Source organism: Herbaspirillum sp. NPDC087042 (assembly GCF_044745245.1).
Classification (GTDB): Bacteria; Pseudomonadota; Gammaproteobacteria; order Burkholderiales; family Burkholderiaceae_D; genus Herbaspirillum.
On record NZ_JBIUZW010000005.1, the window covers coordinates 70661 to 86344 of the forward strand.

Annotated in this window: 13 protein-coding genes and 1 riboswitch; of the genes, 6 read left to right on the plus strand and 7 right to left on the minus strand. The window is 64.4% G+C overall.

What is annotated here, in order from left to right:
* Positions 1 to 22: 22 nt before the first annotated feature.
* From ACIPHN_RS08950 to ACIPHN_RS08960, 3 genes are read right to left on the minus strand one after another with little or no spacing between them, the layout of a single operon-like run.
* On the minus strand, positions 23 to 862 hold the full coding sequence (locus ACIPHN_RS08950) for a hypothetical protein (RefSeq protein ID WP_400435352.1): 840 nt from the start codon (positions 860 to 862) through the stop codon (positions 23 to 25).
* Entirely contained in the window at positions 862 to 2418 is a 1557-nt protein-coding gene (locus tag ACIPHN_RS08955; RefSeq protein WP_400435354.1) for a hypothetical protein, read from the minus strand. The genes ACIPHN_RS08950 and ACIPHN_RS08955 overlap by 1 nt, the downstream gene beginning before the upstream one ends.
* Positions 2419 to 2453: 35 nt before the next feature.
* Positions 2454 to 4211 carry an OmpA family protein gene (locus ACIPHN_RS08960; RefSeq protein ID WP_400435356.1) on the minus strand — a complete coding sequence of 586 codons (1758 nt, stop codon included), beginning with the start codon at positions 4209 to 4211 and terminating at the stop codon, positions 2454 to 2456.
* 485 nt (positions 4212 to 4696) lie between these two features.
* Positions 4697 to 4805: riboswitch (TPP riboswitch) on the plus strand.
* Between the two features lie 96 nt (positions 4806 to 4901).
* Here ACIPHN_RS08960 and thiC point away from each other — a divergent pair.
* From thiC to thiE, 5 genes are read left to right on the plus strand one after another with little or no spacing between them, the layout of a single operon-like run.
* Positions 4902 to 6815, plus strand: a complete 1914-nt coding sequence (gene thiC, locus ACIPHN_RS08965; protein ID WP_400435358.1) for a phosphomethylpyrimidine synthase ThiC — start codon at positions 4902 to 4904, stop codon at positions 6813 to 6815.
* Positions 6816 to 6823: 8 nt separating this feature from the next.
* Entirely contained in the window at positions 6824 to 7024 is a 201-nt protein-coding gene (thiS, locus tag ACIPHN_RS08970; RefSeq protein WP_400435360.1) for a sulfur carrier protein ThiS, read from the plus strand.
* Between the two features lie 45 nt (positions 7025 to 7069).
* On the plus strand, positions 7070 to 7879 hold the full coding sequence (locus ACIPHN_RS08975) for a thiazole synthase (RefSeq protein WP_400435362.1): 810 nt from the start codon (positions 7070 to 7072) through the stop codon (positions 7877 to 7879).
* A 2-nt stretch (positions 7880 to 7881) separates the two neighbouring features.
* The gene (locus ACIPHN_RS08980; protein WP_400435364.1) at positions 7882 to 8736 is read left to right on the plus strand and encodes a hydroxymethylpyrimidine/phosphomethylpyrimidine kinase; all 855 of its coding nucleotides are present in this window, start codon (positions 7882 to 7884) and stop codon (positions 8734 to 8736) included.
* 1 nt (position 8737) lies between these two features.
* A complete protein-coding gene (thiE, locus tag ACIPHN_RS08985) occupies positions 8738 to 9373 on the plus strand; it encodes a thiamine phosphate synthase (protein WP_400435366.1) in 636 nt (211 codons plus the stop codon).
* A gap of 75 nt (positions 9374 to 9448) precedes the next feature.
* On the opposite strand, the gene ACIPHN_RS08990 is transcribed toward thiE, so the two are convergent.
* From ACIPHN_RS08990 to aroQ, 3 genes are all read right to left on the minus strand, one after another.
* Positions 9449 to 9943 (minus strand): Dps family protein, encoded by a 495-nt coding sequence (locus ACIPHN_RS08990; protein WP_400435368.1) that lies wholly within the window; start codon positions 9941 to 9943, stop codon positions 9449 to 9451.
* Between the two features lie 209 nt (positions 9944 to 10152).
* Positions 10153 to 11376 carry an MFS transporter gene (locus ACIPHN_RS08995; protein WP_400435369.1) on the minus strand — a complete coding sequence of 408 codons (1224 nt, stop codon included), beginning with the start codon at positions 11374 to 11376 and terminating at the stop codon, positions 10153 to 10155.
* A gap of 190 nt (positions 11377 to 11566) precedes the next feature.
* Positions 11567 to 12118: a gamma subclass chorismate mutase AroQ gene (aroQ, locus tag ACIPHN_RS09000; RefSeq protein WP_400435371.1), complete on the minus strand. Its 552-nt coding sequence runs from the start codon at positions 12116 to 12118 to the stop codon at positions 11567 to 11569.
* 119 nt (positions 12119 to 12237) lie between these two features.
* Between aroQ and ACIPHN_RS09005 the strand changes: the two genes are divergently transcribed.
* Entirely contained in the window at positions 12238 to 14517 is a 2280-nt protein-coding gene (locus tag ACIPHN_RS09005) for a UvrD-helicase domain-containing protein (RefSeq protein ID WP_400435373.1), read from the plus strand.
* Between the two features lie 9 nt (positions 14518 to 14526).
* Here ACIPHN_RS09005 and ACIPHN_RS09010 read toward each other — a convergent pair whose 3' ends face one another.
* Complete coding sequence (locus tag ACIPHN_RS09010; protein WP_400435375.1) at positions 14527 to 15660, minus strand: J domain-containing protein; 1134 nt, start codon at positions 15658 to 15660, stop codon at positions 14527 to 14529.
* Between the last annotated feature and the right edge of the window lie 24 nt (positions 15661 to 15684).

The following is a 15684-nucleotide window of genomic DNA, read 5'->3' on the forward strand; positions in this document are numbered from 1 at the left end:
CCCACCGCCTGGCCTGTCGGCCTTAGCGGATGGGACTGAGCAACGCAGGTTGGCCGAATTCAACCAGCTGGGCGCCGGACTTTTCCAGGTAGGTCTTCCAGAAACCTGCCAGGGCCTGCATGGTCTTGGGATCACGGTAGCTCTTGCTCTTCTTCGCGTCTTCGCTGAGCAGGCCGGCACCGATCACATAGACCCGCGCCCCGCCGAAGTCGCCCAGCAACTGGTTCTGCTCGACCAGCTGCATTTCCCGGGCCGGATCGATCTTGCGCACGCTGTGGCCATGGTCGGCATAGAAGCTGGAGACCGAGGAGTTTTCCAGCATGTCCGAGACCAGCAGCACGACCTTGTTACGGGCCTTGGACTTGCGACTCAGTTCGGCGATGGCCTTGATGCTGGCCAGCACGTCGGACTTGGCGATCTCACCGCTGGTGCCGTCAAACGCGCTGCGCAAGGCAGTCCCGGCGACTTGCGCGGCCAGTTGCGGCTGGCGCGTCATGCACTGGTCGAACTTGGCGAGGGCGGTCTTGGAGATGTCGTTGCGGCGGGCCGGATCCAGCGTCGCATCCAGCCGGCCGGAGGCTAGCACTTCCGTGTAATGCCCCTGGGTATAGGCCGAGAAGGTGATGACCTGGAAGCCGTTGGCCGGTGTCAGGAAGGGCTTGAGGTTGTCGGCCACCGATTGCTTCAGGCCCCCGTCAAGCAGGGTGGTCTGGTCGATGGCGACGAACAGCTCGGTCTCCAGCGTGGCGGCGGGTGCACCGACCAGCTTGTTGTCGTGGCAGGTCGGGATGGCATCGATGGCACCAGCCCAGGCATCGGCGCCAGCCAGGCTGGCGATGAGCAACAGCGCAGACCACTTCATCACAGCAGGTCCTCCAGCTCGGCATCGGCTTCGCGTGCCTTGCGTTCGCGCTCGTCCTTGCGACGTTTCAGTTCCTCACGCACGCGCACGTTGAGTTCCTCGGGCAGTTGCGCCATCAGTTTCTTCTTGGCGTCCTTGTCTTCGCCCAGGGCATCGAGCTGGGCCATCGTGTCCTGCAGGCTGTCGCTGCTGGTCGGGCGGGGTGTGATCGCTGCCGCCGGCGCGGACACGGCCGCCGCCACGGGGGCTGCCGCCTGCAGTGGCGTGGCATGGTGCATGGCCACGGCGGCGGCGTGGGTGCGCTCGTTGACGCGTTCTGCGGCATCGGCCAGGCGGGTTTCCTGCATGAAATCGCGGAAGGTCTTGGTCAGGTGCTGTCCCGAGGTGCCTTCGCTGCTGTTGCGCATCATCATCTTCTGCTGCAGCACCGACAGCCTGGCCTGCGCCGTGTCGGCGATGCGGCGATAGTGTTCGCGCACGGCACTGTAGCTGGAGTAGCGTCCGTTGCCGATATCGCGATAGGCCTGGGCGCTGTTCTCGCCGGCGAAGCCCCAGCGGTAACCGAAGATCACTCCCAGGATCTGCAGGAAGACGAACACGAACGCCAGCACGATGAAGGTGGCCCAGCCGCCGTGACGGTCGATGTCGGCCTCGTCGGCCACGGCCTTGCGGTCCGCCGCGCGATTGGCGGCATCGTCCTCGGCCGGCAGGCGCACGTTGGAAGCGGACATGTCCAGGCTACCGGCGGCGGAGCGGGCGGCGCTGTTGGCCTGGCTGCTGCTGAGGGTCACGCGCGCTTCCAGCTCACGCTCCAGTACCTGGCCGCGCACATAGGTGGCAAGGCCTGCCACCAGCAGCACGAAGATGACCGTCAGGATGGTGATCTTGTAGCCCGGGTGGGCGCCGACGCGGTTGCACAGCTGGGTGAAGGTCGGCATGTCGTCATCGGCGGACTGGGCGCGTGCCAGCGGGATGGTGCCGGTGAAGAGCTTGGGCTTGCGGCCGTTCTCAATCCATTCGCGGCGGGCGTGCTTGATGCGCTCGGACTTGTAGAGTTCATGTCCGGCCAGGTGGGTGAAGGCCACCAGGATCACCGAGATCAGGAAGGCGATGCCATAGGCACCGGTCTGCTGCAGATTCTCGCTGGCGCCCGGCAGGGTATAGCCGGCCAGTACGTAGGAGAAACCCATCGCCTCCACGAACACCATCGAGATGGTCAGCAGCCAGATCCAGTTGGGTGTGGCCTTGCGGCCATTGTCGCCGGCCTTGGTCAGATAGGTGACCTTCTCGTTGAAGTCATGCTCGTCCTGGACGTGGACGAAGTCCTTGTATTCCTGGCAGAGCGTGCGCTCGCCCTTGTACCAGCCGGGGAAGCTGGCATCTTCGTTGACGTCGCGCGAGAGGCGGGCGATGCGGCCGATCAGCGGGAAGCTGACCCAGGTGTTGAACCACCACCACTTGACCTTCTCCCAGAGGGTCATGATGACGACGGCGGCCATGAGGACGCTGACCACGCTCCACGCAGCCAATGGATAGGTATCGAAGAATTCTTTCATAGGGGCTCCCGGATCCGGATGTTCTGGTTATTGGTTCATTGGTACATCTTGGGTTTGAAATCGGCCACGTAAGGCGTGCTGGCGCGCAGGTAGACCAGGCGTCCGGTCTTGGCCGTGGCGGCGCCCTGGCTGTCGAACACGATGTCTGCACACTGCATGCCACCCTGGCCGCGCAGGAAGACCCGATACAGCAAGCCCCGGCTACCCAGATAGGTGTTGACCTCGGGCTGCAGCGTCACGTCCGGCTTGGTGTTGCCACGGCGCGCGGCATCGTAGTTCTTGTAGACCTTGAACTCGGGCGGATTGGCCAGGGCGCCATCGCCGGCCAGGACAGCAATGCGGTTGATCACCACCTGATGGCCGTTGACCTGGTCGGTCCAGGTCTTGCCGTACAGGCCGGGGATATGTTCGCTGGTCCGGTAGGTGCGGCCGTCGGCCAGTGCCTTGACGCTGTTGGCCGCACGCGGCCGGTCGCGGGTGCAGTCGGCCAGTACCGGTGGTTCATCCGCATAGGCGGGGCTGATGAGGGAGAAGAAGGGTTTGCGACCCTCGACCTTGCCGATGCTGGCCACCTCGTTGGAGGCGACCAGTGGGGCGCCGCCGAAATCGATCCAGTTGCCAGCGGTGGTGGTGCCGGGGCGCACACTCGCTGTGGTCGCTGTGGTCGCTGTGGTCGCTGTGGTCGCCGTGCTCGCCTTGCCGGACGCGGCTGCGGTCGCGTTGTCGGCGGGCGTGGCCTCGTCTTTGCTGGCGGCGGTATTGCCATTCTTCCTGGCCGTGGATGCCTGGGCGCGCGGGGTGGCGCCGGTGGTGCCGCTGCTGGTGCCGGTGACGTTGCCCACCCTGGTGGCTGGTGGTGCGACCTGGCTGGCAGCCGCATCGACTTCTGCCTGGTTCATGGCCTGGCGGTAGAACTCCACGCGCGGGCGCCGTGCAGCCAGATAGTTGTCGAAGCTGGCCTTGTCACCCAGTTCCACGATGTCGACCCGGCGGTTCTGCGCCCGGCCTTCGTCGGTCTCGTTGCTGGCCACCGGATAGAACTCGCCGGCTCCCTGGAAATACAGGGACACCGCCGGCACGCCATGCTCCTGCATGAAGCGCGACACCGTGCGCGCACGACGTTCGGACAGGTCGGCATTGAGCCGGGACGAGCCGGTGTCATCGGTATGACCGACCAGCAGCAGTTTGCGCTGGGCCATCTTGTCCAGATATTGCTGGCGCAACTTCGGATCCTGGATGGCGGCGGCGTTCTTGCGCAGGTCGTAGGTGTCGGCGATGGCGGCGAAGTAGAGCCGGGCGCGTGGCGTCAATTGGTCCGAATTGCTCTCGAAATGGCCGCCGGCACCGGCCGGATCGCGCACCTCGACCACCGAACCGGCCGTGTCCTGTCTGGCCTTGGCATCGTCCCCGGCGGTGATGGCCTCTCCCTTGCTGTCCAGTGAGGTGACTTGCACGTCGAGCTGGTATTGCTTGGCGATCTTGGCCAGCTCGCAGCGGCGCTTGTCGATGTCATTGCCGATCAGGCCGCCGACGACGCCACCCAGTGCCGCGCCGACCAGCAAGCCCTTGTTGTCGCCGCCGACCTGGCGGCCCAGCAGGGCGCCGGCCAGCACGCCCACGCCGATGCCGATGTTGCGGGCGTTCTGCGAGCATGGATCGTCGCTGGCGAAGGCTTCCTTGAGGGAGGGACGGCCGGTGGCCGGATCGACCGCGCAGCCCGAGGCGAAGCTGGCGCCGATGGCGGCGACCAGGGTGCGCACCATCAGTGTCTTGCGACTGAGTGTGAGAGTCATGTGTCTTGTTTGCTGACGGCGGTATGGGATCGCCGTGGATCTGCTTGCCAGTCGCGCATGCCCCCCGGCATACGCCCGCATGGGCGCGACGCGTCGTCTGGTGTTCCGGTGGCAGCCGGACGGTTCAGGCCCCCTTGCCCGTCTGCCGGGTCCCTTGCTTGACGCCGCTGGCTACGGCTACGGCGATGGCGAAAAGCGGGAAGAGGATGGGTTGCGTCGTCATGGTCTTGTGGCGGACGGCTGCTTGCCGACAGTACAACGCAATTTCCTCGCGGAAAATATACCACGCGGAAAGTTTCTCACATTGCGAGATGGTAAATTTTTTTGATTTTTAGTTAAATTTCGACGTAATTTTTTTGTGACTATCTCGTTATTTGACGAACGTTCCCGTGGTGCAAGAAAGATCTTTTGCCGGGCAGAGCTTGCCAGCCACGACCATCGGTGTAGAATCCGCCCCACGACGCCGACCGTACCAACGGACAGCGTCGCATCGCTAGGGGTCCTGGCGCTGGAGCACATTCCGGCAGCCGGGTGAGAAATACCCTTGAACCTGATCTGGATAATGCCAGCGAAGGGAAGCAACCGGCAGCATGACGTACCCACGGCACCGTATCACCCTCCGCCGTCCGTCCTCTTCCGTAACCTCCTTTGCTGGCTCCGAGCCAAGAGTCATCAAGCAAAGGAGCCGAAATGAATGCCAACCCGAAATTCCTGTCCGCGACGGCCACCGTCGACGAGGCAGCCGTCCAGCCTCTCCCGAATTCCCGCAAGATCTATGTGACCGGCTCCCGCCCGGATATCCGCGTACCCATGCGCGAGATCAGCCAGGCCGATACCCCGGCCATGTTCGGTTCGGAAAAGAACCCGCCCATCTACGTCTACGATACCTCCGGTCCCTACACCGATCCGGACGTCAAGATCGACATCCGCGCCGGCCTGGCCACGCCGCGTCTGTCCTGGATCCTGGAACGCGACGATACCGAAGAGCTGCCCGGTCCCACCTCCGAATACGGCCAGCAGCGCCTCAACGACCCGGCCCTGGCCGAGCTGCGCTTCAACCTGCACCGCAAGCCGCGCCGCGCCAAGGATGGCGCTAACGTCTCGCAGATGCACTATGCGCGTCGCGGCATCATCACGCCCGAGATGGAGTTCATCGCCATCCGCGAAAACATGCGCCGCAAGGAGTACCTGGAGCAGCTGAAGGCGTCCGGCCCCATGGGCGGCAAGCTGGCCGACATGATGGGGCGCCAGCACCCCGGCCAGTCCTTCGGTGCGGCGATTCCCGCCGAGATCACGCCCGAGTTCGTGCGCGAGGAAGTCGCGCGCGGTCGCGCCATCATCCCCGCCAACATCAACCACCCGGAAGTGGAGCCGATGATCATCGGCCGCAATTTCCTGGTCAAGATCAACGCCAACATCGGTAACTCTGCCGTGACTTCCTCCATCGGCGAGGAAGTGGAAAAGATGACCTGGGCCATCCGCTGGGGCGGCGACAACGTCATGGACCTGTCCACCGGCAAGAACATCCATGAAACCCGCGAGTGGATCATCCGCAATTCGCCGGTGCCGATTGGCACCGTGCCGATCTACCAGGCGCTGGAAAAGGTCAACGGCAAGGCTGAAGACCTGACCTGGGAAATCTTCCGCGACACCCTGATCGAGCAAGCCGAACAAGGCGTGGACTACTTCACCATCCACGCTGGCGTACGCCTGCAATACGTGCCGCTGACGGCCAAGCGCATGACCGGCATCGTCTCGCGCGGCGGCTCCATCATGGCCAAGTGGTGCCTGGCGCATCACCGCGAATCCTTCCTCTACGAGCACTTCGAAGAGATCTGCGAAATCATGAAGGCCTATGACGTCAGCTTCAGTCTCGGTGATGGTCTGCGTCCGGGTTCGATCTACGACGCCAACGACGAAGCCCAACTGGGCGAGCTGCGCACCCTGGGCGAGCTGACCCAGATCGCCTGGAAGCACGACGTGCAGGTCATGATCGAAGGCCCCGGCCACGTTCCCATGCATCTCATCAAGGAGAACATGGACCTGCAGCTGGAATACTGCGACGAGGCACCCTTCTACACCCTGGGCCCGCTGACCACCGACATCGCCCCCGGCTACGACCACATCACCTCCGGTATCGGCGCCGCCCAGATCGGCTGGTACGGCACGGCCATGCTGTGCTACGTCACTCCCAAGGAACACCTGGGCCTGCCCAACAAGACGGATGTGAAGGACGGCATCATCACCTACAAGATCGCCGCCCACGCCGCCGACCTGGCCAAGGGCCATCCGGGTGCGCAGATCCGCGACAACGCACTGTCCAAGGCGCGCTTCGAGTTCCGTTGGGAAGACCAGTTCAACCTCGGCCTCGATCCCGACAAGGCGCGTGAATTCCACGACGAGACCCTGCCCAAGGATTCGGCCAAGGTGGCGCATTTCTGCTCCATGTGCGGCCCGCACTTCTGCTCCATGAAGATCACCCAGGAAGTGCGCGACTACGCCGCCAAGGAAGGCATCTCCGAGATCGCCGCCTTGAAGCAGGGCATGGAAGTCAAGTCGGTCGAGTTCGTCAAGATGGGCGCCGAGATCTACTCCAAGCAGTAAGCGCGGCCATGCAGATCGAACTGAACGGCAAGCCTCATCCGCTGCCCGACGGCGCCACGCTGGAACAGCTCATTGCCGGCCTCTCCCTGGCCGGCAAGGCGGTGGCGGTGGCGGTCAACCGCCAGGTGGTGCCGGGCGCGCGCTGGCCCTCGCACGCGCTGGCCGAGGCGGACAAGGTAGACGTGGTGCGCGCCATCGGTGGTGGCTGACCTGGTCAGCCCCCCGCACGCGCACCCTACACACAAGGAATCGACATGAACATGAATGACGCCCCCCTTCAGAAAGAGGATCCGGGCCTGACCATCGCCGGCAAGACCTACCGCTCACGCCTGCTGGTGGGCAGCGGCAAGTACAAGGATCTCGACGAGACCCGCGCGGCGACTGTTGCCAGCGGCGCCGACATCATCACGGTGGCCATCCGCCGCGTCAACATCGGCCAGGACCCCAACGCGCCCAGCCTGCTGGATGCGGTGCCGCCCTCCGAATTCACCATCCTGCCCAATACCGCTGGCTGCTACAACGCCGCCGATGCGGTCTACACGCTGCAACTGGCGCGTGAACTGCTGGGTGGCCACAAGCTGGTCAAGCTGGAAGTGCTGGGCGACGAGAAGACCCTCTTCCCCAACATGCCCGAGACACTCAAGGCCGCCGAGACCCTGGTCAAGGATGGCTTCGACGTGATGGTCTACTGCAGCGACGACCCGATCCAGGCGCGCATGCTGGAAGACCTGGGCGTATCGGCGGTCATGCCGCTGGCCTCGCTGATCGGCTCGGGCATGGGCATCCTCAATCCCTGGAACCTGTCTCTCATCATCGAGCAGGCGCGCGTGCCGGTGCTGGTCGATGCCGGCGTGGGCACGGCCTCGGACGCCGCCATCGCCATGGAACTGGGCTGTGATGGCGTGCTCATGAACAGCGCCATCGCCGGTGCGCGCGACCCCATCCGCATGGCACGCGCGATGAAGCTGGCCGTGGAGGCGGGCCGCGAAGCCTTCCTCTCCGGCCGCATCCCGCGCAAGTTCAATGCCTCGCCTTCCTCGCCCATGGCCGGGCGCGTGGCTTGAGCATGGACGCAGCCTATCGCGCCACGCCGCCCTGCGTGCTGGTGTTCTCCGGCTCCGACCCCAGCGGCGGCGCCGGCATGCAGGCCGACATCCCGGCCATTACGGCCTTGGGATGCCACCCGCTGTCGGTGCCGACTGCGCTGACCGTGCAGGACAACGTCAGCGTGTTCGCGGTGCATGCGCTCGATCCCGAGCTGGTGCGTCACCAGGCCCAAGTGCTGATCGACCGCTTCGATATCGCCGCGGTCAAGCTGGGCATCGCCGGCAGCCATGCCAATGCGGAGATGATCGCCACCCTGATCGGGCAACTGCGCCAGCGCAATCCGGCCATGCCGGTGGTGCTCGATCCGGTGCTGGCCAATGGCCGTGGCGACCAGCTCTCGCGTGACGATGCCGCCCGCGTGATCGAGCCGCTCTATGCGCTGGCCACCGTCATCACGCCCAACCTCAACGAGGCGCGTCGTCTTTGTGGTGATGTGAGTCCGGCGCGGCAGGCGGCCTTGCTGATGCAGCGCGGTTGCGCCCATGTGCTGCTCAAGGGCGGCCATGGCCCGCACGAGGAGGACGTGATCAATCGCTGGTATGGCCAGCTGTTCCGTTCCGAGTTCGCCGAAGAAGCCATCGAAAGCGCGCGCTGGCGTTGGAGTCGCCTGCCCGACGAATTCCACGGCAGCGGCTGCACGCTGGCCGCGGCGCTGTCGGCCTGCCTGGCGCGTGGCCTGCCCATGCGCGAAGCCATCGACCAGGCCCAGCACTACACCCAGCACGCCTTATCCACTTCCTATGCCATCGCGGCGGGGCAGCGTATCCCCAACCGTGTTGCCGCATTTGAGTCCGCCTTCGCGGCAGGAGCCTGACATGAAACCCGATTATTCCAAGCATTTGCGTGGCCTCTACATCGTCACGCCCGACTGGGACGACACCGCCCAGCTGCTGGCCGCCACCGAGCTGGCCCTGCAGAATGGCGCCGCGCTGGTGCAGTATCGCCACAAGACCGCCGGCCCCGCGCAGCGGCGCGACCAGGCCAGCGCCTTGCTGGCCCTGTGCCGTCAATATGAGGTGCCGCTGATCATCAACGACCATGTGGATCTGTGCCTGGAGCTCGACGCCGATGGCATCCACGTTGGCGGCACCGATGCCTCCATTGCCGAGGTGCGCAAAGCGGTGGGACCGGATCGCATCGTCGGTGCGTCCTGCTACGGCACGCTGGAGCTGGCCCACGCAGCCTATCGCGACGGCGCCAGCTACGTGGCCTTCGGTGGCTTCTATCCGTCGCGCGTGAAAAAGTATGACTTCCGCACTGCACCGGAGATCATCGCCCAATCGCGGCGTGACATTCCGCTGCCGGTGGTGGTGATCGGCGGCATCACGCTGGAGAATGCCGTGCCGCTGGTGGAGCAGGGGGCCGACATGGTGGCGGTCATCAGCAGTGTCTATCTGGTGCCGGTGGGCGAGCGCAAGACACGCGCGCTGGCCGACCTCTACGCTGCCTGACGCAGCCGCAAGGGACGAAAAAAAACCATCCGCGAGGATGGTTTTTTTGTGTCCGGTGATGTGGCTTGGTGCCGATCAGCCTTCCAGTAAGCTGCGCAGCATCCACGCATTCTTTTCATGCAGCTGCATGCGCTGGGTCAGCAGGTCGGCGGTCGGTTCATCGGCGGCGGCGTCGACCGTGGGGAAGAGCGAGCGCGCGGTGCGGGTCACGGCTTCCTGGCCGGCCACCAGCTGGGCGATCATCTCCTGGGCGTTAGGCACGCCATCGGCTTCGGGGATCGAGGACAGCTTGGCGAATTCCTTGTACGAACCCGGTGCCGGATAGCCCAGGGCGCGGATACGTTCGGCGATCAGGTCCACCGCCAGCGAGAGCTCGGTGTACTGGCCTTCGAACATCAGGTGCAGGGTGTTGAACATCGGACCGGTCACGTTCCAGTGGAAGTTGTGGGTCTTCAGGTACAGCGTGTAGGTATCGGCCAGCAGTTTGGACAGGCCATCAGCGATCTTCTTGCGATCCTTGTCGTTGATGCCGATGTTGATCGAGGGGGCTGCAACGTTCTTCTTTGCCATCTTTCGCTCCTTTAGCTGTTCGGTTTTTCGTAAGCGGGTGAACACAACATGGCGATTCTATTGCAAATCACCAACGATGGTATGGATATGAGAGTGGGGCCGGTGTTCCGCAATTCAACCGGTTTTTTCGATAAAGGATATCCGCCAAAGCAAAGAGGCCGACAGGAAGATCCTGTCGGCCTCTTGCTCAGGCTAGCCCGCAGCGTCGTTCAATGCGAGCGGCGTTGCAGCGCGCTGCGATACAGTGACAGCGACAGGGCGACCGCGCCGATGGCCGCAATGGCCGCGAAGAGGAAGACCTGCGGATAACCCAGCTGGCCAGCAATCGCTCCCGCCACCGGACCGGTGATGCCCAGTGCCAGGTCGAGGAAGACGGAATACGCCGCCAGCGCCGCGCCGCGATTGGCGGGCGACACCAGGTTGACGGCTTCCACGCCCAGCGAAGGGAACACCAGCGCAAAACCGAAGCCGGCCAGGCCCGCACCCAGCAAGGCCAGTTCCGGCGTGGCAGCGCTCCACAGTAGCAGCAGGCCGACCGATTCGGTCAGGAAGCTCACCACCGCCACGCGATAGCCGCCGAAGCGGGTGATCGAATTGGCGAACAGCAGGCGCGCACCGACGAAGGCGCTGGAGAAGGCCGTCAGCGCGAAGGCTGCGCCGCTCCAATGCTGGTCGGCGTAGTACAGGGTGATGAAGGTGGCAATCGAGCCAAAGCCGATGGTGCCGAAGGCCAGGCCCATGCCATAGGCAAACACCTTGCGCAGCACCAGCTTGAAGGACAGTTGTTCACCCTGCACCACCGGGGTGACCGGGCCGCCGCGTGCCAGCACGTAGCCCAGCACCGTCAGCAGCATGCCGGCCAGGCCGATCACGGCAAAGCCCAGCGAGCGGTCCAGCACCACGCCCAACGGCGCGCCGATGGCCAGCGCCGCATAGGTGGCGATGCCATTCCAGGAAATCATCTTGGCCGTGTTCTCGGACCCCACGCGACCCACGCCCCACATGATGGCGCCAGTACCGACCAGGCTCTCGCCCAGGCCCAGCAAGGCGCGGCTGCAGAACAGCAGGACCAGCGAGAGGAACGGCAGCGGCTGCGCCAGTGCCGACAGCAGCAGCAGCGCGCCGCTGCCCGAGCACAGCAGCATGCCGCGCATGACGGTCTGCTTGGGACCGACGGTGTCGATCATGCGGCCGGCATTGGCGCGGCTGACGAAGGTGGCGAAATACTGGACGCTGATACCCAGGCCGGCGATCACCGAGCTATAGCCCAGGTCCAGGTGGATGTAACCCGGCAAGACCGCCATCGGGATGCCGATGGCCAGGTACACCAGGAAGGTAAAGAAAGCGGTGGCAATGATCTGCCGGGTGACCTTGACCGGCGCGAGCGGACGCGCCGGCGCGGAAGGACTGGGACTACATGAATCGTCGGACATGGCGGGGGAGTTCGGAATGAGGGACTGCACGCGCGGATGTGCGCGTGAACAGCAATCCGAATTCTACTCCTGACCTCAAAATGCTGCAGGACAGCAAAGAAATTTGCCTCCAGAATCAGAGAGTTAGTCGCATTTGCGCGACGTTATCTTTTTGGCAAACCAGGCTTGCCCGCCTGGTTTGCTCGCCTGTTCATTGCTGGCAGTGCAAGGCCTCGGTGGCTTGTTCGCGCACGCTGGGCGCATAGTCGGCACCCAGGATCTCGGGCTCCAGTTCGGCCAGTGCGCGTTGCACGCCCGGCTCACACCAGTGGCCCTGCAGGCGCACCAGCACGGTCAGCAGATCGGGGGTGAGGCGATCCAGTACCGGGCGTACCTGCCGCGCCAGATCGGGCGGATCGGCGAAGGGTGGTCGCTGCTTGGCGCGCCACTGGCGGTGCAGGTCGCGCTGGACGATCTTGCCGGCATCGAACTGGTCCTGGAAGAAACGGACTGTCCATTGGGGATCGAGCTTGAGCAACTGCGCGCGTGCCGCCACGTCATCGAGGATGAGCGCCTCGCGCGCCGGATCATCGATGGGCGCGTGCGAATTCCACTTGCTGCGGGCCACCGGCGCGGCCACATCCAGGCGCGTCTTCTGCAGGGTCAGCAATTGTTCGACATCGATGCGCGAGGCCGGCGGGGTGGGGCTGGCGCAGGCCGATAGCAGCAGGGCAACGACAAGGGCGGGGATCAGGCGAAGCATGGCGGGCAGGAGGGCAGATGTTGGTCGGGAGGCAAGGCACAACGCAAGGAGGTGGGCGGCAGTATAGCGCGCTCACCGCTGCCTGCCCCGCCCATGCCCGCGCCCTTTATAATCGCGGGATGCAAAATCTTCTCCACAACCTCAACGAGGAGCAGCTCGCCGCCGTGACGCTGCCGGCGCAATCGGCGCTGATCCTGGCCGGCGCCGGTTCCGGCAAGACCCGCGTGCTGACCACCCGCATCGCCTGGCTGATCCAGACCGGGCAGGTCTCGCCCAACGGCATCCTGGCCGTGACCTTTACCAACAAGGCCGCCAAGGAAATGACGGCGCGCCTGTCGGCCATGCTGCCCATCAATATCCGGGGCATGTGGATCGGTACCTTCCACGGGTTGTGCAACCGCCTGCTGCGCGCCCACCACAAGGATGCCGGCCTGCCGCAGACCTTCCAGATCCTCGATACGCAAGACCAGCTCTCGGCCATCAAGCGTCTCTTGAAGCAGATGAACGTGGACGACGAGAAGTATCCGCCGCGCAACCTGATGTACTTCATCAACAGCGCCAAGGACCAGGGCCTGCGCGCCAAGGACGTGGATGCCTACGACGACTACAACCGCAAGCTGGTCGAGCTCTACGAACTGTACGACCAGCAATGCCAGCGCGAGGGCGTGGTCGATTTCGCCGAACTGCTCTTGCGCACCTATGAATTGCTCTCGCGCAACCAGCCGCTGCGCGAGCACTACCAGGGCCGCTTCCGCCACATCCTGGTGGACGAGTTCCAGGACACCAACGACCTGCAATACAAGTGGCTCAAGCTCATGGCCGGTTCCCACAACGCGGTCTTCGCGGTGGGCGACGATGACCAGAGCATCTACGCCTTCCGCGGCGCCAACGTGGGCAATATGTCGGCCTTCGAGCAGGAATTCCGTGTGGAAAACCTGATCAAGCTGGAGCAGAACTACCGCTCCCACGGCCACATCCTGGATGCCGCCAACGAACTGATCGCCAACAACAGCAAGCGCCTGGGCAAGAACCTGCGCACCGACGCCGGCCATGGCGAGCAGGTGCGGGTCTATGAAGCCACCAGCGACCTGCAGGAAGCGCAGTGGATCATCGAGCAGGTCAAGGACCTGATCGCCGAAGGCTGGTCGCGCAGCGAGATCGCCATCCTCTACCGCTCCAATGCGCAATCGCGGGTGCTGGAGCATGCACTGTTCAGCTCGGCCATCCCCTATCGCGTCTATGGCGGCCAGCGCTTCTTCGAACGTGCCGAAATCAAGCACGCCATCGCCTACCTGCAGTTGATGGACAACCTGCACAACGATTCGGCCTTCCTGCGCGTGGTCAACTTCCCCACGCGCGGCATCGGCGCCAAGGCCATGGAGTCGTTGCAGGATGCGGCACGCCAGTATGGCTGTTCGCTCTACGCCGCCGTGCCCTATGTGGCCGGCAAGGCGGGGTCCTCGCTGAACGCCTTCGTCAAGCTCATCGAAGGCGCGCGCTTCGAGACCCAGCACCTGCCCCTGCCGGAGACGGTCAAGGTAGTGCTGGACCTCTCCGGCCTCATCACGCATTACCGCAACGAGAAGGAAGGCGCCGACCGCATCGAGAACCTGGAGCAGCTGGTCAGTGCGGCCACGCTGTTCGTCTCGGAAGAAGGCTATGGCCTGGATGCCCCGGCCTTCCTCGGCCCGCAGGCGCAAGCCACGGCCGGCACCGCCATCACCATCGCCGATGGTGTGGAAGTGATCGACGCCGATGCACCACTGGTGACCATCATGTCGCCGCTGTCGGCCTTCCTCTCGCATGCCTCGCTGGAAGCCGGCGACAACCAGGCGCAAGCCGGCCAGGATGCGCTGCAGCTGATGACGGTGCACTCGGCCAAGGGCCTGGAGTTCGACGCCGTCTTCATCACCGGCATGGAAGAGGGTTTGTTCCCGCACGAGAACAGCGCCAAGGAAGAAGGCGGCGTGGAAGAAGAGCGCCGCCTGATGTACGTGGCCATCACCCGTGCCCGCAAGCGTCTGTTCATGACTTTCTCGCAGACCCGCATGCTGCACGGCCAGACGCGCTACAACACGCGTTCACGCTTCTTCGATGAACTGCCCGAGCAGGCCATCAAGTGGCTTTCGCCCAAGATCGCCCAGCAGCACTGGTTCGCCAATCCCAAGTCGGCCTGGGACGATGTGCCGGAAGCGGGCAACAACAAGATTGCCCAGAGCTTCTCGCGCCAGACCGATTCCGGCTGGCGCATCGGCCAGAACGTCTCGCATGCCAAGTTCGGCGAAGGCGTCATCGTCAACATCGAAGGTGGTGGCGGCGCGGCGCGTGCACACATCAACTTCGGCAAGTTCGGCATGAAACTGCTGGACCTGTCGGTGGCCAAGCTGGAGAAGGTCTGAGGCCTGGCCTCAATCGGCTCCGTCCGCGTCCTCGCTCCATCCCTGCGCGCGCTGCCGTTTAGCGTGCTTTAGCCAGGCCTTGACCTGGTCGATATCGCCAAACGCCGCCAGCGCGACGCGCAGGTCCTGGCCTTCCTGGCGTAGTGCGCTCAGGGCCCGGTTGAGGTAGCGCATGACCTTGTCTGGCGCCAGCCGGGCATGGGGCGCCAGGCCGTAGGAATAGCGGAACTGGCGTTCCACGTGCAGGATTTCCTGGTCCAGTTCACCCAGCTGTTCCTGCAGGATCTGGTTGTAGTGCGCCAGGCGCGCTTCGCTCAGGTCGTTCAGGGAGTGCTGGTCGATGTGTTCCAGTTCCAGCTGCAACTCCAGCAGCTTGAGCAGGTCGTTCTTTTCATAGGCCTGGTTGACCTGCTGCATCAGCACGGTCTTGCGGGCGCGCTCTGTGTCGTCTGGCTCGCGGTCGGGATGCAGGGCGCTGGCCAGCCGGCGGTAGACCGCACGGATAGACTGGCTCAGCTCGGTGCGCTGCGCCTCCCGTTGCGCTTCGGCAGCGCGCTGCCTGGGCGGCTTCTTGCGGCTGGCGCGCTGTGCCTCGCGCGCGCGGGACGCTGCCATGCGCTCCTGTTCCTGCTTCTCCAGCATGGCTTCCATGCGCTGCATGATTTCTTCGGGCGTACCGCTGGTGAAGTCGTCCTCCGCCACGTCGTCGCTGGCAGCAGGCGCTGACGGCCGGCGGTCCTCATCGGTGGTGCCGGTATCCGGCTCCTCATCCTGTTCGCCGTGCTGGTTGTAGATCTGCGTCAGTTCCGCATCGTCGCCCCGCTGCAGCAGTGCCTGCGCCATGTCGGCGATGATGGCCGAGAGGGTGATGCGCTCGCCCTTGCCCAGTTCCTTGTGCGGCCAGGCGGCATGCAGGCGATGCACGGCCTGGCGTTTCAGGTCGAGCAGCTCGCGCTCCAGCGGCACATACTGCGCGACATATTTCTTCTGGAACTCGTCGCTGGCTGCCTCCCATTCCTGCAGGCGCGCGCGGCGCGTGCCGATCTCCTGGATCAGCGCGTTGAAGCTCTGCTGCGCGGGGGACAGACGGGTAGCGGACTGGCCATCGACGATGCTGACGGCTTGCTGGGATGACTTCTTCATGGACGGGATAGGCGTGATGGGTGC